This is a genomic window from Aeromicrobium sp. (assembly GCF_050700635.1).
GTDB lineage: Bacteria > Actinomycetota > Actinomycetes > Propionibacteriales > Nocardioidaceae > Aeromicrobium.
The window spans coordinates 1-17613 of record NZ_JBOHDT010000204.1; the positions used below are offsets into that span (position 1 = coordinate 1).

Below are 17613 nucleotides of genomic sequence, written 5' to 3' on the forward strand. Positions count from 1 at the left end.
GGAGCCTGTCAGGATTTCCGTGTAAGCAACGGATGCCTGATACCATTATTCTATCACAGAGGAAGCCGCCCAGGGAAGAGGATGGCCAAAGTATTCAGGGCCATTGTTCAGCCATGCGTTCCCGTCCCGGACTCGCCTCCTCTCTTACTTGAGATATTCCGCAGCCCGAGGTAGAGTAGCTTCATCGCCGCCTCATCCGACGGGAAATGCCCCCGGTTTTTGGTGATCTTGCGGAGTTGGAAGTTGATGGACTCGATCGCGTTCGTGGTGTACACGATCAGCCGCAACTCCGGTGGGTAGTCCAAAAACGGGATGAACTCATTCCACGCCCGACGCCACACATCGACCGCACCCGGGTATTGCTCACCAAAGTCAGCTTCGAAACCGGCGAACGCGAGCTCGGCGGCCTCCAGGCTGGGTGCGGTGTAGATCGCTCGCATGCCGGCCGCGACCTTTTTGCGATCGGCGTACGACACGAATTTCATGGCGTTGCGGATGACGTGCACCACGCATGTTTGCACCACCGTATTCGGAAACGCTGTGGTGATTGCCTCCGGTAGCCCGGTCAGCCCGTCACAGCAGCAGATCAGGATGTCACGCAGCCCGCGGTTGCGCAGCTCGGTCAGCACCGACAGCCAAAACTTCGCCCCCTCGGTTTCGGCGATCCAGATTCCCAGGGCGTGCTTGCGGCCCTCCACGTCGATCCCGATGACCAGGTAGGCGACCTTGACCGTCACCGCACCCCGATCCCGGACCTTGATCCGAATCCCATCCACATACACAATGGGATACACCTCATCGACCGGGCGATTTCGCCACAGCTCAATCTCATCAGCCACCACATCAGTCACCTTTGAGATCAACTCTCGTGATGCGTTCACCCCATACACCTCATGCAGATGCGCCTCGATATCCCGAGTCGTCATCCCCCGGGAATACAACGACAGGATCATCTCATCAATCTGCCCCAACCGTCGGGCATGCTTGGGCACAATCCGCGGCTCGAAAACCCCATTACGATCCCGGGGTACGTTAATCGTGACCGGCCCGTTGGTCGTCGAGATCGTCTTGGCAGTATAGCCGTTACGGGAATTCCCCGACCCCGCGCCCACCGGATCACCACGCTCATAACCCAGCTCGACAGTCATCTCCGCAGCCAACGCCCGCTCGATCACCGCCTTGTTCATCCGGTTCAACAAACCATCCACACCATCCAGCGGCGTACCCGTCGCCTGCGCATCGACCAACAACGCATCAATCACCGACGGATCCAACACCTCGGTCAACCGACGAGACGCCTCAACATCACGATCATCCACAACAGTGTCCTGACCCACAGATGGTTCCCTCCCCGGCCGAGTAATGATCACCTCGGCCGATCTTGGTCCATCCGTGGCTTACACAGTTGTCATGACACGCCCCGAGCAAGCGCGCGCAGGCGCTCGTCGATGACCACGGCGCCCTCCCAGCGTTCGGCGAGGAAGTCCTCATCCAGGTCCAAACGGACGTCTAGCCACTCGTGCATGCCCTATCTCCAGTCACCGACCAGGACAAAGCCACCCCAGTGGTAGAAGTGTTCGCCCGCCGCGGTGCGCATGGCCTGACGTAGAGCGTCCGCGCGCGGCATCGTGGTGTCGTACCGGTGAAACACGGTGAGCAGGTTCCGGGCGGAGTCATCCCGCACCCGCCACTGGCTGGTCAGCAAGGTGCGGGCGCCGCCATGTAGCAGGGCGCGGACCAAGCCGACGGCCTCGTCGTCGATCGAGGCGCGGGCGTGGCCCGCCAAACGGACCGTGCCCGCGTCGCGCAGCGCTGCCAGGACGGCTTCACGTGTGACAGCTGCGCCGGTGGCGGGCACGGACACACCGAGCGAGCCAGCCACGGCCCGCGCTCCCTCGACCGCCCAGAGAAGGTTGTCGCGTGGATCGCCGAAGACGGCCGCGGGACGGTCGGGCTTGCGGGGCCTGCCGAGAGTGTGCAGCAGGACGGCCAGGCTGGGCGCGTAGCAGACGGAATTGCGGTGACCCAGTGGGCCGGGACAAGCAACCGATAGAACGGCTCGGGCACTGGTTGTGCGCCGGCGATAGAGCGTGACTCGCGGCATGTGAGGACGGTTGCGTCCGGCGCCTCAGGCTGCACGATTATGTGGTGTCAGCACCCGTTGAGGGCCTTCTGATCTAGCCCTTCTAATCCTCAGGCTTCGCCAGGGTGACCCTCAGCCGCAGTCCGCCGATTTCTCGCATGCCGATCGCCGTGTCCCCATAGAGGATCCTCTCCCGGGCACGTGCGTAGTGGTTATGCGAGGCGGAGGGCACCGAGCGGCAAACTTGCCCGATGAGCCCAACGTGTGCCGTCGAAACCGATCAGCCATGCCTCGTGGATCGTGCAGGTGAAAGGCAGGCGAGCTGTCACCTCGGCTTCCACTTCAGCTGCCTGCTCGGGGGATGCACCGTGGGTGATCGTCAAGTGTGGGACTGGGTCGGTGATCAGGCCAGCGTACGGCGGGGCGTCTGGCCAGCGCTGGAACACCTCGGCGGTAAGACGACGAAACGGGTCATCGGGGTCGGGGACGAGAAAGAGAACATCGGGGAACTGGCCGCAGCTGGCGAAGGTCACAGTAAAGCTGGGGTGGCGCGCGACCAGCCGGCGCACGTCGCGCAACACGTCCTCGTCGAGGTTCTGCTCCGACAGGAACGGATAAATTATCGTGACGTGGGCCGGAACGCCCGCAGCTGCGGCGGGGTCGAATTGCTACGCCAGCGCTCAACGATGGGCTCGGCAGCACCAACGGGAATGATAATCGCGGTCTGTCCGACGGCGAACGCCATGGGCCTCATAGTGGCAGGCACAACCAGAAAGGACGACAACGCAGCAACGTGAGCTCGTCCTCGCGGCCTGCGGTGAAGGGCAACGACCGCACCCAACAGAGCCCCAACATTCCACACGCGGTTCCTCGTCCGTACCGCTGAACACGGTCTGTACCAGCGCCCGCGCGCGGTCAGCGGCAGAAGAGGACATCACGCGGGGACTCACCCTGCATGATTGCGCTGGCACCCAGCTGATGACGTCATCCTGGTCTAGCGCGCTTGCGATCGCTAGCGGAACGTTTCGTCGAACAGGTCGAGCATGGCCCGCCACGATCGCTCCGCTGAGATCTGGTCGAACCGCAGTCCGGGGACCTCGGTGCGATCGACCTGGGGGTGGGTGAAGCTGTGCTGCGCGCCGCCGTAGAGGTTCATCCGCCAGTCCACGCCGGCTGCCCGCATCTGCTCTTCGAACATCAGCCGCTCGCCGACTGAGATCAGCGGGTCTTCGGTGCCGATGCACACGAGCACCTTGCCGGTGATGTTGCCCGCATCCAGTGGCTGGGGGGTCGCCAACCGCGGGTGAAACCCGACCACGACGGTGAGGGCGGCACCGGCCCGGGCCAGTTCCAGGATCAGGTGGCCGCCGAAGCAGTAACCGATGGCGGCGACCTGCGTGGTGTTCGCGCGAGGCTGGGCGAGAAGGACGTCCAGGCCCGCGCGGGCAAGACCGCGGGTGCGATCCGGGTCGTGCCATAGGTCGTCGAGTCGGGCCATCATGGCTTCCCGGTCGGTCATGGGCTTGCCTTCGCCCTGATAGTCGAGGGCGAACGCGACGTAACCCAGCTCGGCGAGTTGATCCGCTCGGGAGCGCTGGTGGTCATCAAGTCCCGGGCCCTCGTGAGCGATGAGAACCGCTGGATGTCGACCTCTGCCAGCGGGCAAAGCAAGCCGGCCGACCATCGTCCTACCATCGGCCTCGTACTCGATGTCAGTCGCTGCCGTCATGGCCAACGGTGTCTCACAAACTCTCCAGGCAAACCCGTCATCCGCTGGCGGCGAAGATCCTCGGCAGTAGGCGCGCTCATCGGCATGTCAGCGCGTTGGCGGGAACGAGCGATCAACGGCAGGTGAATGCGTTCGCTGAGGTGTGGGGACGGTTCGATACGCGATCGCTCCGGTGTGACCTCGATGGCCGAGCCGTTCAAGATCGGGGCCGTCCGTGGGTGTCTCGGGTGGGGTGCCGCTCGTGCATGCCGTCCACGTGTTGTCGCAGCTCGAGCGCTGGCTCTGATGTAGCCCCGCTGTGGTGGATCTTCTGTGGTGAGCGAGGTTGACGATCTGGGACTCGGTCGGCTGCGCCGGGTGGCCAACGTCCGCGACATCTGGAGCCACGAAGCCACGGCCTTCACGCCCTGGCTGTCCAAGCACCTCGACATCCTCGGCGACGAACTTGGTGCGCATCTGGCCGTGGTCGCCACCGAGGCGCCCGTTGGTGAGTTCCGGCTGGATATCCAGGCCTTGGACGAGCAGGGCCGGACGGTCATCATCGAAAACCAGCTCGAACCGAGCGACCACGCTCACCGTGGCCAGCTGGTCGTCTACGCCAGCGGCGTCGACGCCTCAACAGTCATCTGGGTGGCTACCCGGATGCGGGCCGAGCACCGCAGCGCTCTGGAGTCGCTCAACGGCAGCACACCGCCCGGCGTAGGTTCTTTCGGCATTGAGATTGAAGCGGTCCGGATTGGTGACTCCCCGGCAGCGTCGCGATGTCTTCCTATGCCGAGTAGGTGGGTGGACACGGCTTGCTGTGGACTCCCGTTTTCTGCGGCACGGCATCGAACCCGCCCTCAGCGCCGACGCGACCGCGATGGCGCCCGGTGACATGTTCGCCCAGATGCGCGTCGCGTTCGCCTGCGGGAGCGGTGAATAACAGGCCGCCGATCCGACCGCCTGGGACGAGCCCACCCTGCATGCACGCGAAATTCTGGCCTGCGCCACCATCAACGGGCCCGCGCGAACCCGATCAAATTCGAAGAGCCAGTTTCAGCCGGTAGCGACGTCGGCGATCACGGTAGGCGGGACCGCCTGGACGATCATGCACACTGTTCCCGCTCCGCCATCTTACGTTCGCGCCGATGCGTCACCCCGCGTCGACGTCAGCCACGCCAGGTCGGTCACGGCCTTGTGTCGTGCGTTCGTGGCGCGCGTGAACAGCTCGTCGGTTTTCGTCAGCACCAGCGTGTATGGCCGCCCCTGCCGCCGGGTCTGGTGCCGCACGGGCAGCGCTGCCGAGTCGATCTGGGTGTGCACGTGCCGGCGTCCGTCTGTTGCCAGCGGCCACGCGAAGTTCCGCTGTGATCGTGAGCCGAGAAACGTCCCCAATGTGTCACAGAGGCCGCACCCGCACCCGGTCCATTCGATCGACCAGTCGTCTTCGTCACGCAGCGGCCGCGCGATGATCGTGCCGAGCCGCTGCGCGCAGTCCCGCGCGACCGTGTCGAGCCCCACTGCCCGCCGCACGTCCGCCAGACGCAGCGCCGGCATCAGGCACTCCAGTGCGTTGTCCCCGCACTCGCGCAGCGTTCCCGTGATCTCGTCGCATAGCTTGTCGTCGACGGCCTCCAGCAGCCGCACCAATGGCGAGCTCAGCATCTCCAGCCGCGGCTGGCGGACCTCGCTTCGCGGGGTGGTAGTCCAGAGCCGGAGCTGGCCGCCCATCCAGCGCCAGGCTCCGGCGGCCAGTAGCCGTGCCACCTCCGGCCTCCCGGTGGTACGCAGCGCCCCGCACAGCCCCGGCAGCCTGTTGTCGACCCACTCGGACAGGTCGGTTCCGAAGTGGTGCCCCGACCCGAACCACCCGTCGATGACGCTGCGCGTCCAGTCCTCGCTGTACCGCCCGGCGGCCGCCGCCAACCCGCCCGCATGCTCCTGCGTGACCGTCTCCACCCGGAACGGTTCCAGCAGCATCGCCGCCGTCCCGGCGACGCCCAGGCCCGCCGCCACGTCCAGGGCCGCACCGAGCAGTCCCGCCTGCGACGCTGTCTTCTTCCAGAACGGCGCGAGCGACTCCGCTGCGGCACGTGCGCCCTCCAGGTCTCCGGCGTCGATGCGGTCGCGGAGCTCGTGGAGAGCCCACTGCGATCCGGCCTGGGCACGCGCCGCGAACGCCCTGTCTTGCGGCCACACGACAACCGCGGCCCGCCGGTACCACCGATCCAGCGTGTTGCCGTAGTTGCCCATGTAGCCCTCGTACTCGGACTGGTAGGGCGCCAGAGCCATGCTCGGGGTGCTGGCACACACCTCGTAGTCGGGGACGTGCAGCGAGATCGGCTCGCCGCCGGTGCCGTCCGGGCTGGTCCACCAGCCAAGGGTGATCTCGTCGTCGATCAGCTCAGTGAGCTGAAAGTCGGCAGGGTCCTCACTCGGGCTGCGGTAACCGTCGTCCTCGTCCTCGTAGTAGTTGTAGTCGTCCCACCGGTCGCTGTCGGATGGCAGGGCGTCCCAGGTCTCCTTCACCTCGGCGAGTGCCAGCACCGTCTCGCACCCGGCCTGCTCCGCCGCGGCGCGCACCAGCGCGGCCCGCTCCGCGTCGGCGCCCTTGAGCCGGCGCCAGTTCAGGCCGCGCTGGGTGTACTCGTGGTCGAGCAGGAAGACCAGCCGGTTGGGCAGGCCGAGGTCACGGCTTCCGTATTGTGGGGTGGGCGGCGTGGTGAAGTGCTCGGTGAGGCAGTGCGCCAGCTCGGTGGCGGGGTCAGCTTCCGGAGCCGGGGTCTCGGTGCCGGAGAGCAGGTTGAACGTGAGCGTCACCCGGTAGCCGGACCTGACAGGCGTGACCTGGTGACGACAGTCGGCGTAGAAGGCGACGAAGGTTAGTTCTTCCTTCGACGCTCGGTAGGTGGTGCTCTCCCCGGCGTGGTCGATGACCAGTTCCCCACCGGTGTGCGCCGAAGGCAGTGACGCCACCAGCGTGCCCACCATCGCGTCGTCCTTCTCCGAGTCCTGGTGGGGGAGAAAGAACTGCCCCTTGCCGTATACCAGCATCGAGTGCGGTTCGGCCCGCAGGCGTGACGTCTGCGGGAGTCCGAGCTCGTCACGAAAGTGTTCCAGCGCGCGGTTCATCAGCGCCGTCCAGCCGGGTCCGCCGAGCGTGATCTGATCCGGGGTGAGCTCCCACGTGTCGCGGACGTTGGTGTCGGTCAGCGTCTCCTCACCTCGCCCGAACATCGCCGGCCGCGCCACTGCGATCAGCTTCTTCGCCAGGGGTGCGCGGACCGGAAGGCTCACTGGTCCGACGCCAGATACCTCAAGCTGGAGCACATGCGCCGGCGCCAGCAGCTGAGCACTGAACGATCCGGCCGGCTCGGAGTCGCCGAGCAGCCGCGCCAGCCGTTCCCGCGCCGTCTTCGCCATGTGTCCTCGCTCGCGCTCGCCGTGTTCCTTCCGCGGCCAGACTGTAGTGGCGGGCGACGGGAATTCAGACGGTGGTCGCTGTTCGGCCGGAGGCTGAGCGGGCGCTTCTGGCGGCCGAACGGGGTAGTGGCAGAGGCCAGCGTGGTGACCGGGGCCCGTGCTGTGACTAACTTGCTGGCAGCGCCAGCGCTGTTGGCTCGTTGGTGGGTGGTCTGCCGTCGACAGCTCGCCGTCGGTTTAGCCTTGCGCGGCCCGCCCCACAGAGCATCGGTGGCCCTTTCAGATGCTCTGACCTGCGGATTTGTTGATTGAAGGGGTTGTTGATCGGGTCGAGCCGATCGTGGCATGCACGAACTCTTCTCTGCGCGGCGCCTTCGTCGCTGGCTGTGTCGGCGTTACTCAAACCGCAAGGTCGTCCGCAATCACGTGGGGAAGCCGCCGTGGTGGCGGTACTTGACCGGTCCGTGGCGCGCTGGCAGCGGCGAGTTGCCGTTTCTCCTCGGTCAGGAGCGAGCTGAAGGACAGGCGGGCTATCTCGATTGCCTCCTGGTGGTCGAGGACCGTGCCGTGAAGGGGTCGAGGTGCTGGGGCACGTGGTGTCGGGGGTGGTCGCGGTCGACGTGGAAGGTGACTGCGGGGCAGAGATACTCGGCGGCGGTCCCACAGCGTGTGGTCCGTGCGAGGAGCACCACCGTGGTCGCCGGCGACGACGATTCGCCCTGTGGCCCGCAGGACCCCGCCCGTTTTCAAGATCGGGGTCGCCCATGCGTGTCTCGGGTGGGGACGCCGCGCTCCCGCAATCGGCTCAGGACAGTGGTGGGAAGGAGTGCTACTGCGGGCTTGGTCTGCGTCGGTATGCCGTGTGGGAACCCGTATCCGTTGTGGCTCTGACCAGGGCGACACCGAGTCACGCGCGTGTGAGCCGGGTATCGACGTCTTGTTGTAGTCCCCGCTTGTGTTCCGCGGGCCATGCGTGTTGGTTCAGAACGTTTTACCGATCAGCGGCGTGTGCGGACGTCCGCTGCCGGGACACGGGACGGACGGCGCGGCACCCGGCTGTGACTGCTGTAACCGTAGATCGAGGCCTCGGAGATCATCGCGCGCGATGAGCAAGAGATGCAGGCCGCGTTGGTCTGTCGTCGCGTGGGCGAGGCGACCGGGGCACCGGTCGGGCGATATCCGGCCCGGAGGTCTGTGGCCGGACACCGTCGGGTCCAGGGACTGGGCGTCACACCCCTTCCAGCCCACCACTGCGCGCTCAGCTGACGGCGGCGCCGAACCACCGTCCCACGTCCCGCATCCGCCGGCCGAGCAGGTCATGCCCCGCGCCGAAGTCGTAGCGGATCCCGATCGCGGTGATCTTCTCGTCCTGGCTCAGCCCGACCAATTCGGTGCCGCGCCGGATCTCGGTGCCGAGCTCGGTGGCGTGTTCGGTCAGCAGGTGCTCGGTGATGTTCTGCGGGATGCCGAGGATGTACGGATGTGCGGTGTCCAGCCGGTCCGGCGACGGCTTGGTGATGCCGGCGAAGAAACCACCGACCGGGTACTGCTTGCCGAGCGCGAGGAACCGCTCCAGCAGACCGCGCTGGTCCATCACCTCGATGCTGCGCGCGTGCAGGCCCAGCGCATGGGCCTGCCCGGTCGGCTCCGCCTCCTTCTCCAGCACGAGCGCGTGCACGCCGTGCAGCCGCAACTCGCTGGCCAGCATCAAGCCGGTCGGTCCGCCGCCGGCAACGATCACGTCGATCATGAAGCTCCCTTCTGGCCTCGGCCGATCATTCTGCGACACCCCGAGACTCAGCGACGTCTGTTGCGCCTCTTCGGTGCTCGCTGGGTCCGGTCTACACCAGGAAGCTGGCCATCGTGCCCGTGACGTTCATGCCGGCGTGCAGCCCGGCCGCGGCCAGCAGGCTGCCCGAACGTCTCCTCAGCTCCGCGAGTACCACTCCCGTCAGGCCGGTGACAACGACGATCGACACCACAACCGCAGCGGTGGCCACGCCGGAGCTGCCCGTCGCGTCCGACAGGGCAGCGCTCGAGTCGATGACGAGGAACGCCGCGGGGAGGTGCCAAAGACCAAACGCGACGGATGACCATGCCGTCGCCGTCGCCGGTGAGTGCTGGCGCTGGAGCATGCCCCACAGGACTCCTCGGAAGGCCACCTCTTCCAACAGAACCGTGCGCAACGGGATCACGACGAACGCCATGAGCAACATCGCGCCGACGCTGTCCGGTGTTCGCTCATCGCTGAGCAGCTCCTCTGCGAAAGGAGACACGAGGATCACGGCGTAGCCAGCAGCGACCAGGAGGGCGGCGATCGCTCCCCATCTCGCGCCTCTGGCCAGGCTGGCTCGGCCCAGACCAACGTCGCTCCACGACAGGCCGGAGCTCCTGGCGATCGCCAGGAGCAGGCCCGCCGAGGCGCAGGCGATCGGCACCGTCACCATCGCCGACTGGTTGATCAGCAGCAGGTCCGTCACGATCAGGACGGCCACCACCAGCCCCACTGGCGTCCACCGTTCCAGCATGACCGCCGCCGGTCAGCGGGCCACGGTGGACAGTCGGTCCCGGAGCTCTTCGATGCGCTCGTCGTCCCAAGCTGCCGGTTCCAGCATGGCTCGCCAGGCGGTGAGGGGCTGGGTCCCGTAGAGGTGGCCGTGCTCCTCGTCGAAGTCGTTGCTCACTCCCATGTCGAAAGCGAGGTTCAAGAACGTGGTGACCGGGGTCCACGTCATGTCGGGGTTGACGGAGGGGTCCAGCGGCTCCTTGAGCCAGTCCGGCTCGGAGAAGGCAGTTCCCCAGTCCCACCACACGATGGGGTCGTCCCCCTGTTGGAGGAACACCGTCCGCGGGGATGTCCCGGCGAGGTCGGATGCACGGTTGGCGAAGACGACGTCCTCGCCGTCGCCGACCACGGGCTCGATCTGCGGCGAGCCCGGGCTCCGGACCCGCTCCGCCTCCCGACGCAGCTGCATGGTCTCCGGCGGACCGACCCACAACGACCCGTCGGTGCTCGCCAAGAGGTCGTCGAGTGTGTCGAACGCGTGTGCGCCGCCGAAGGACCCCAGGCTCTCGCCGGCCACCAACAGCACCGGGCGATCCCCCTCCGGGATGGTGTCGAGGCGCGCCTGCACCGCACCGATCAGGGCGTCCCCGGTGTCGCCCGCGGCGTCCGCCTCAGCCAGGAACGCCAACGGGCTGGGCAGGTGGGAGTACTGCACGGCGACAGTCGCGGTGTCACCGCCGAAGAAGTACTCGACCGGCTGGACGATCTGCTCGTTGATCCACCCGGTGCCGGTCGGTACGACGACCAGCACCGCGGCACGGTCGAACGCCCCATAGTGCTCGAGCTCCGCCATGGCGAGCTCGACCCGCGAGGCGACCTCGTCGGCCGAGGCACGTCCGACGTACACACGGACCGGCTCCACCGCGGACCCTGGCGACAGTTCATCGATGGTGGCGGCGTCTGGGCCGCGGGACAGGAATCGGCGGCCCTCGTTGCCGGCCTCGTCCCACTCCACCTCCGACCGAGGCCCGCCCGACCGGAGCAGCGAGTCTGGTTGCGACGGAGCGCCGTCGGTGTCGAGGTCGGCCGCGGCGAACGTGGTGTTGGCACCGTCGAGGCTGCGCTGCATCACATAGTTGTTGAGGGAGGCCAGCACGGCCCAAGCCAGCACCGCAAACGCCATTGAACTCGCGATCCACGCCGGCAACCAGCGCCTGCCCAGACGGGTCAGTCGCCTTTGGAGGAGGCGGAACGCCCAGCCGATCAGGAAGAACAGCGCAGCGACGACGGCGGTGAGCGCGATCGTCTTCCCGTACACGACCCACAACGAGTCCGGTTCGTAGCCGAGCCGGTCCCAGGTCCAGCGGTGCTCCGCGATCTCCGTGGACGCCGATCGCGTGAGCAGCACCACCAGAACCACGGCAACGACGCCCCGGGCCCGCAGGTCGGTCCGCTCGTCGAAGGGCCCCAGTCCCCAGCCCCAGCGGCGACGTAGCAGCTTCCCGAGCCGCGTGAGCAGGGTGCCGGCGGCGTATCCCACGACCAGCGAGACGCCGCCGACGACGCCCTGGAAGATCCAGTCCCGGACGAGTAGCGACGGCGACCACGACTGAACCAGCAGGTAGCCCGCCAGTGCCGTTCCGAGGAGGTTCGGCGCCCGGAGGGCCCGTACCGTTCGCGGGTGCCGCTCGCTCCACGTAGGAGGCCGATCGAGAGTCGGTCGAGCTGGCTCGACCGTGACTACTGGGTCACGAGACATGTCTGGCTGGCCTGCGCCATCAGAGGTTGGCCGTGTCGTTTCCGGACGCCCTTGCTGGGTCGCTGTTCGTTTGCCATCGCGGATCTCCCGTGCGTTCGGGTCGGTGACGAGGTGGTGCACATGAGTCGCCCGTCGTCGACCAGAGTAGTGACGCGGGGTCACGGTCGACAACGGGTCGAGGGTAGGTTGACCGGGAACGCGTGATCAACCAAGTCACCAACAGCAGCACCGGTCAGAAGGAGCCAGCATGCATCCGCCCAACAGAGTCCCGAAGCTGATCGCAACTCTGGCGTTGGCTGCCTTGGTCTCCGCCGGGTGTGGCGGCGGCGAGAGTGGCGGCACCACGGACGGCATCAAGCTCGTCAAGAAGGACGAGCTGACCGTCTGCACCCACCTGCCGTACAAGCCGTTCCAGTTCCGTGACGACGCGGGCAAGGTCGTCGGTTTCGACGTCGACCTGATCGGCCTGCTCAGCAAGGAGATGGGCTTGAAGCAGACGACGGTCGACGTCGACTGGACCCAGGTCACCTCCGGCGCGGCGTTCAAGGCCGACAAGTGCGACCTCGGCATGGGCGGCATGACGATCACCCCCGAGCGCGAGAAGTCGATCCTGATCTCCGAGCCGTACTTCGACGCCACCCAGGCGCTGCTCGTCAAGAAAGGCGCGTACGCGGACCTGTCCGAGCTCAAGGGCAAGAAGGTCGGCGTCCAGTCCGACACCACCGGCGCTGACTTCGGCAACGAGAACGCCGAGAAGTACGGATACGAGGTCGTGACCTTCGACGACTCCTCGCTCGAGTTCAACGCCGTGAAGGCCGGCACGGTCGACGCCGCCATCAACGACAACGGTGTGCTGTACGACTTCGCGAAGGCCAATCCCGAGACCGAGGTCACCGCCGAGTTCGACACCAACGAGCAGTACGGCTTCGCCGGCCTCCGCGACGACGCGAACGCCACGAAGCTGATGGACAAGCTGAACGCGGCGATCGCCGAGGCCATGGAGAACGGCGAGTACGACGAGATCTACAAGAAGTGGTTCGGCACCCTTCCCGAGGTCAAGGGTTAGTCAGGCGGCGCATGACGGATACGACCACGGATCCGGCCAAGCGGAAATTGAGCCCGCGCCGCCGGGCCCAACGGATCCGCATGGTCCAGTACGCGCTGCTGGTCGTCATCGTGGTGGTGGCGGCCCTGGTGGCCGACTGGAAGGCGATCGGCGAGTCCTTCTTCGACCCGGACATGATCCGGACGACGTTGACGCAGGGCATCTGGAGCGCCCTGTTCAACACAGTCGTCTACACCATCGGTGCCTTCGCATTCGGCATGGTGGCCGGTACCGTCCTCGCCCTGATGCGGCTCTCATCGGTCGGTCCGTACCGATGGATCGCGACCGCCTACATCGAGTTCTTCCGCGGCCTGCCGGCGATCGTGGTGTTCCTCGTCTTCTCGCTGCTGCCGTTGGCGTTTCCCGAGCTGAGGATCCCGTTCCAGCCGTACGGCACGGTGTGGCTCGCCCTGGGCATCGTGGCGAGCGCCTACCTCGCCGAGACGATTCGCGGCGGGATCCAGGCGGTCCCGAAGGGTCAGGTCGAGGCGGCCCGGTCGCTCGGGATGTCGGCAGGCGAGGCCATGCGCAAGGTGGTGCTGCCACAGGCGTTCCGGATGATGCTGCCGCCGCTGACCAACGAGCTGATCCTCGTCATCAAGGACTCGTCGCTCGTCTACATCATCGGCGTCGGCGCCGCCAACTACGAGCTGACCAAGTTCGGCCGTGAGCTGTCCAACACCAACGCGAACGTCACCCCGCTCGTGGTGGCCGGGTTCTTCTACCTGATCATCACCCTCCCGCTGTCGGTGCTCGTGCGTCGCATGGAGGCAAAGGCGGCGAGGGCACGATGAGCGCACAACAGGGCGAGGTGCTCGTCCAGGTCCAGGAGCTGCACAAGTCGTTCGGCGACAACCACGTGCTGCGCGGCATCGATTTCGAGGTCGCCCGCGGCGAGGTGGTCTGTGTGATCGGCCCGTCCGGCTCGGGCAAGTCGACGCTGTTGCGCTGCATCAACCTGCTCGAGGTCCCCGAAGACGGCAAGGTCATCGTCGGCGGGCAGGAGATCACCGATCCCGACTGCGACATCGACACCGCGCGTCGCCACATCGGGATGGTGTTCCAGCAGTTCAACCTGTTCCCGCAGCAGAGCGCCCTCGGCAACTGCACGTTGGCGCAGGAGACCGTGCTCAACCTCAAGTCCGGGCAGGCGAAGCAGATCGCCCGCGACAACCTCGAGCGGGTCGGGCTGGCCGACAAGATCGACGAGTATCCCGCCAAGCTGTCCGGCGGCCAGCAGCAGCGCGTCGCGATTGCGCGCGCGTTGTCGATGGAGCCCGAGCTGATGCTGTTCGACGAACCGACGTCGGCGCTCGATCCCGAGCTCGTCGGCGAAGTTCTCACCGTGATGCGCAAGCTCGCCGAGGAAGGCATGACGATGCTCGTCGTCACCCACGAGATGGCGTTCGCACGCGAAGTGGCCGACCGCGTCGTCTTCATGGACGACGGCGTGATCGTCGAACAAGGGCCGCCGTCGGCCGTGATCGGCGACCCGAAGGAGGAAAGGACGCGGGAGTTCCTGCACCGCGTCCTCGATCCCACTCACGTCCAGCCAACCTGATAGCGGCGAAGGCGACTCCAGATCAGTCGTCGAAGACGTGCCAGCAGATGGCGCTCCGGCGCTTTTGGTCGTCGAGAACGAGTTCACGGACAGCGGCAGGGAGATGCTCCCGCTGCCACTCCCGCTCCTTGGCCCGAGCATGCGCAGCGTCGTCGGCGGGAACGCGTGCGCCGGCCGCCCTGATGGCGTACGCCGCAGCGCCCAGGTCATGGGCGGCGACGTGAGCCACTGCAACCGCCTGGCCAGCCGACAGCGCGGCGAACTTCGCTGGATCAGCCATTCCGCGGGCCGCGGCATTCGCCTGGAAAGCCTCTCGGTGTGCGTCGCGCATGTGCACCTCACCGCGGATCCAGGCTCGACCGACATCGATGGCCTGCCGGGGCCGGCTGTCACCTGGTTGATGATCCTCGAACAGATGCAGCACGTGCTCGGCGCACAAGAGGGCCCAGTCGGCCAACAGTCGGTGGTGTTCGTCCGTCAGAGTGCCTCCGCGACGGATGGTGATCAGCCGAGAATCACGCTCTTTCGGGAGAATCGGCACAGCTCACCACCGGGCGCGTGCCTGCTGCACGGTCAGCAGCGCGCAGACCAGCGCCAGCACGGTCAGCGGGACGACGACGTCGATGATCCCGGACAGGCTCGCCAGCACGACGGGCATCGCGAAACCGATGTACGCGACCGAGTAGAACGCCGCCGAAACGGTCCCGAGCCTGCCGTCCGAGGCGACACCCGGGAGTCGGGACAGCCCGCTCACCAGCGCGAGCCCGCCGCCGGCGCCGAGGATGATCGCGGACGGAACGGCGAGGAGGAGCAGGGCCGGCACGGCCGCGGCGGTCGCCGTGCCCGCTAGACCCACAACCCCGCACGCCGCGGCCGTCGGCGCGGTGCGGGCTCCGAGTCGACGCTGCAACGGCGCCGCGAGCGCCCCCGTGCCCAGCGTGACGCCGGCCAGAAGACCGGTGAGGGCGACCGGCGCGACCGGGAACCCGATCAGGACCGGCACTCCGGCCACGGCGATGGCCGGAAAGGCGTACACACACACGGCGAGCGGGGCGATCACGATGGCCGCGTCGCGTCGGCGGCCGGGTCGAAATGCGCCCGGCACCGGCCGATGGTGCTCGACGTGCGGACGGTCAAGCGTCTCCGCCACGGTCCACGCCGCCAGCACCGCCAGCAGCAACCCGCCCGCGTGCAGCAGGTAGGGGAGCGTCAACGGCCAGGGACCCCACTCGCCGATGACGCCCGCCACCGACGGGCCGATCCCGAAGCCGGCGGTCATGGTGACCGCCGCCGTTCGCGGACCGGACATGCGGCCGTCGCGAAGCGCGCACTCCACCAGCCAGGCGCTGCCGACGCTGAACATGGCACCGGCACCAGCACCCTGGAAGAGCCGGACCACGTAGAGCAGCAGCTCGCTGTCCTGGGCCGGTATGTAGAGCAATGACGCCAGGACCGATAGGAGCGCCGCCGGGATCGCCACTCGCCGTCGCCCCCAGCGGTCCGAGGCCGGCCCCGCGAACGCCAGGGCGGGGGCCAGCCCGAGGGCATAGACGCCGAAGATCGCGGTCAGCGACGTGTCCGACATGCCCAGCTCGTCGCGGTAGACGAGCAGCAGGGGGGTGGGCACGTTCGTGCCGGCTGCCACCGCCAGGAGCAGCAAACCCACCCTGCGGTCCTGGCCCCAAGTCTTTGGAGAGGCCCAGCTTGCGGATCGGCGTTCGCCGTCCGACGTCACTCCGACGGTTGCGGGACTTCGCAGTCGTCGACCTTCGGGTTGACTCCGACGTAGTTGAGCGGACCGGCGGCGACCGTGACGAGGATCGTGCCGAGGCTGCCGCAGTCGGCATCGTTGCCGCTGAAGTAGTCGCGCTGGAAACAGGCGACAAGGCCGATGATCAGCCAGATGGCAATCAGGGTGGAGCCGATGGACCTCATGTGGACCTCCTCGTGGGTTCCGGACAAGGTAACTCACGTACATCGGCCCCGCCTCTCGCGGGCCCAGCCGCCTGTCAGCCGGCGACTCGCGAAGCTCGTCGAGCTCCCACCCGGTGACCCAGCGCGACCAGCCCGAACCCGACTGCGAAGAAGCCGGCGGCGACGAGGCCGTACGAGATGGGAAACGCATCCGGACCCCTCGAGAAGGCGGAGTCGTCCCCGCCGGCCCAGGACAGGGTCAGGTAGAGGCTCTGGAACGTGAACGCCCAGAGGTAGGCGATCGCGTAGGCCACGTTGGCCGCGAGGTGACTGCGCAACAGGTAGCCGAGCGGAAACGCGAGCAGCACGGTGACGACGGCGATCATGGCGACCTCCTCAGTCCGTCACGGGGGCGGTCTGGCGCGCCGGCGACAGCATCAGCACGACGCTGATGACGGTCAGGACGACGGCGACGGTGACGAGGATCTTGATGCCTGCGGGCACGTCCACGAAGAAGGCCGGCAGCGCCGTGAGCATCGAGACGATGCGGGCGCCGGCGGCGACACGGATGGCGCCCCGGTTGGCCTTGGTCCAGCCGACGACCACGGCGATCACGGTGATGACGCCGCAGATGGAGCCGAGGACGAGGATGCCGAACGGGGGTCCGACCTCTCCGTCCGGCGTGGGCATGAGGACGGCGGGAATGTCGGCGAGCCCGAGCAGGCCGGCGATGACGAGTCCCACCTTGTTCTTGGTGCTGAGGATCATGATGATCTCCTTGCTCGAAGTGATGACCCAACCGTCCATCCCCGAGCGCTGCACCGGACCAGTGCACATTCCTGATTCTCCGGGAAGAATCCCGGCCTGAATAGGTGCTCGTTCCCGGGTCCGCGACCGGGGGACGGACGAGAATGGCCGCATGAGCGATGCCGTCATCCGCGTCGTCCTCGCCGACGACCACCCGGTGGTGCGCGGCGGGCTCCGAGCGTTGCTCGAGTCGCTGCCGGCCTACGAGGTGGTGGGGGAGGCGACCGACGGAGACTCGGCCGTCCGCGAGGTGCAGCTGACGAAACCCGACGTCGTGCTGATGGACGTCCGCATGCCCGGCGTCGACGGGCTGGAGGCGACTCGTCGCATCCGCGCCGCGGCGCCCGACGTCGCCGTGCTTGTTCTGACGATGTTCGACGACGACGACACCGTCTTCGCCGCGATGAAGGCAGGCGCCCAGGGCTACCTGCTCAAGGGCGCTGAGCAGGCCGAGATCGACCGCGCCATCCGGGCCGTGGTCGCCGGCGAGGCGATCTTCGGTCCCGGCGTCGCGGCGCGCGTGCTGCGCCACTTCGCCGACCCGCCCGCCGCGAACGACGTGCCGTTCCCGCAGCTCACCGATCGTGAGCGTGAAGTCCTCGACCTCGTCGCCGCCGGACGTCGCAACGCCGCCATCGCCGAGGAGCTGTTCCTCTCCCCGAAGACCGTGGCCAACCACATCTCCTCGATCTTCGCGAAGCTCGCAGTCGCGGACCGGTCGGCGGCCATCGTGCGCGCGCGGGA

17 protein-coding genes and 1 pseudogene are annotated in these 17613 nt (G+C 67.2%); 5 read left to right on the plus strand and 13 right to left on the minus strand.

From position 1 onward, the window contains the following. Window positions 1–107: 107 nt before the first annotated feature. The 4 genes and pseudogenes from ACRDPN_RS16155 to ACRDPN_RS16170 form a co-directional block, all read right to left on the minus strand. On the minus strand, window positions 108–1286 hold the full coding sequence (locus ACRDPN_RS16155) for an IS256 family transposase (protein ID WP_431449726.1): 1179 nt from the start codon (window positions 1284–1286) through the stop codon (window positions 108–110). A 242-nt stretch (window positions 1287–1528) separates the two neighbouring features. After that, window positions 1529–2104, minus strand: a complete 576-nt coding sequence (locus ACRDPN_RS16160) for a CHAT domain-containing protein (protein WP_431449710.1) — start codon at window positions 2102–2104, stop codon at window positions 1529–1531. A gap of 191 nt (window positions 2105–2295) precedes the next feature. Continuing rightward, window positions 2296–2736: pseudogene (locus tag ACRDPN_RS16165) on the minus strand (2'-5' RNA ligase family protein); the annotation flags it as partial. A gap of 359 nt (window positions 2737–3095) precedes the next feature. Further along, window positions 3096–3812 carry a dienelactone hydrolase family protein gene (locus ACRDPN_RS16170; protein WP_431449711.1) on the minus strand — a complete coding sequence of 239 codons (717 nt, stop codon included), beginning with the start codon at window positions 3810–3812 and terminating at the stop codon, window positions 3096–3098. Window positions 3813–4127: 315 nt separating this feature from the next. Here ACRDPN_RS16170 and ACRDPN_RS16175 point away from each other — a divergent pair, with 315 nt between their 5' ends. Next, entirely contained in the window at window positions 4128–4688 is a 561-nt protein-coding gene (locus ACRDPN_RS16175) for a hypothetical protein (protein ID WP_431449712.1), read from the plus strand. A gap of 240 nt (window positions 4689–4928) precedes the next feature. On the opposite strand, the gene ACRDPN_RS16180 is transcribed toward ACRDPN_RS16175, so the two are convergent. The 4 genes from ACRDPN_RS16180 to ACRDPN_RS16195 form a co-directional block, all read right to left on the minus strand. After that, window positions 4929–7217: a 2OG-Fe(II) oxygenase gene (locus ACRDPN_RS16180; protein ID WP_431449713.1), complete on the minus strand. Its 2289-nt coding sequence runs from the start codon at window positions 7215–7217 to the stop codon at window positions 4929–4931. 1258 nt (window positions 7218–8475) lie between these two features. Continuing rightward, window positions 8476–8967 (minus strand): FAD-dependent monooxygenase, encoded by a 492-nt coding sequence (locus ACRDPN_RS16185; RefSeq protein WP_431449714.1) that lies wholly within the window; start codon window positions 8965–8967, stop codon window positions 8476–8478. 91 nt (window positions 8968–9058) lie between these two features. Next, window positions 9059–9745 carry a CPBP family intramembrane glutamic endopeptidase gene (locus ACRDPN_RS16190; RefSeq protein ID WP_431449715.1) on the minus strand — a complete coding sequence of 229 codons (687 nt, stop codon included), beginning with the start codon at window positions 9743–9745 and terminating at the stop codon, window positions 9059–9061. A 12-nt stretch (window positions 9746–9757) separates the two neighbouring features. Next, on the minus strand, window positions 9758–11482 hold the full coding sequence (locus ACRDPN_RS16195) for an alpha/beta-hydrolase family protein (RefSeq protein ID WP_431449716.1): 1725 nt from the start codon (window positions 11480–11482) through the stop codon (window positions 9758–9760). Between the two features lie 247 nt (window positions 11483–11729). Between ACRDPN_RS16195 and ACRDPN_RS16200 the strand changes: the two genes are divergently transcribed. Genes ACRDPN_RS16200 through ACRDPN_RS16210 form a run of 3 tightly spaced genes read left to right on the plus strand, consistent with a single transcriptional unit; the run spans window position 11730 to window position 14148 of the window. Continuing rightward, window positions 11730–12548 carry an ABC transporter substrate-binding protein gene (locus tag ACRDPN_RS16200; RefSeq protein ID WP_431449717.1) on the plus strand — a complete coding sequence of 273 codons (819 nt, stop codon included), beginning with the start codon at window positions 11730–11732 and terminating at the stop codon, window positions 12546–12548. An 11-nt stretch (window positions 12549–12559) separates the two neighbouring features. Next, on the plus strand, window positions 12560–13381 hold the full coding sequence (locus tag ACRDPN_RS16205; RefSeq protein ID WP_431449718.1) for an amino acid ABC transporter permease: 822 nt from the start codon (window positions 12560–12562) through the stop codon (window positions 13379–13381). Continuing rightward, window positions 13378–14148 (plus strand): amino acid ABC transporter ATP-binding protein, encoded by a 771-nt coding sequence (locus tag ACRDPN_RS16210; RefSeq protein WP_431449719.1) that lies wholly within the window; start codon window positions 13378–13380, stop codon window positions 14146–14148. Before ACRDPN_RS16205 ends, ACRDPN_RS16210 begins: the two co-directional genes overlap by 4 nt. Window positions 14149–14170: 22 nt before the next feature. Here ACRDPN_RS16210 and ACRDPN_RS16215 read toward each other — a convergent pair whose 3' ends face one another. The 5 genes from ACRDPN_RS16215 to ACRDPN_RS16235 all read right to left on the minus strand — a co-directional run bounded on the left by ACRDPN_RS16215 (window position 14171) and on the right by ACRDPN_RS16235 (window position 16830). Continuing rightward, a complete protein-coding gene (locus tag ACRDPN_RS16215; RefSeq protein WP_431449720.1) occupies window positions 14171–14689 on the minus strand; it encodes a putative immunity protein in 519 nt (172 codons plus the stop codon). A 3-nt stretch (window positions 14690–14692) separates the two neighbouring features. Continuing rightward, entirely contained in the window at window positions 14693–15814 is a 1122-nt protein-coding gene (locus tag ACRDPN_RS16220) for an MFS transporter (protein ID WP_431449721.1), read from the minus strand. Between the two features lie 65 nt (window positions 15815–15879). Further along, complete coding sequence (locus tag ACRDPN_RS16225) at window positions 15880–16083, minus strand: hypothetical protein (protein WP_431449722.1); 204 nt, start codon at window positions 16081–16083, stop codon at window positions 15880–15882. 74 nt (window positions 16084–16157) lie between these two features. After that, window positions 16158–16448, minus strand: coding sequence for a hypothetical protein (locus ACRDPN_RS16230; protein WP_431449723.1), 291 nt, complete (start codon window positions 16446–16448; stop codon window positions 16158–16160). Between the two features lie 10 nt (window positions 16449–16458). Further along, window positions 16459–16830: a hypothetical protein gene (locus tag ACRDPN_RS16235; RefSeq protein WP_431449724.1), complete on the minus strand. Its 372-nt coding sequence runs from the start codon at window positions 16828–16830 to the stop codon at window positions 16459–16461. 151 nt (window positions 16831–16981) lie between these two features. Between ACRDPN_RS16235 and ACRDPN_RS16240 the strand changes: the two genes are divergently transcribed. Beyond that, on the plus strand, window positions 16982–17613 hold a 632-nt coding region (locus tag ACRDPN_RS16240), incomplete at its 3' end, for a response regulator (protein ID WP_431449725.1).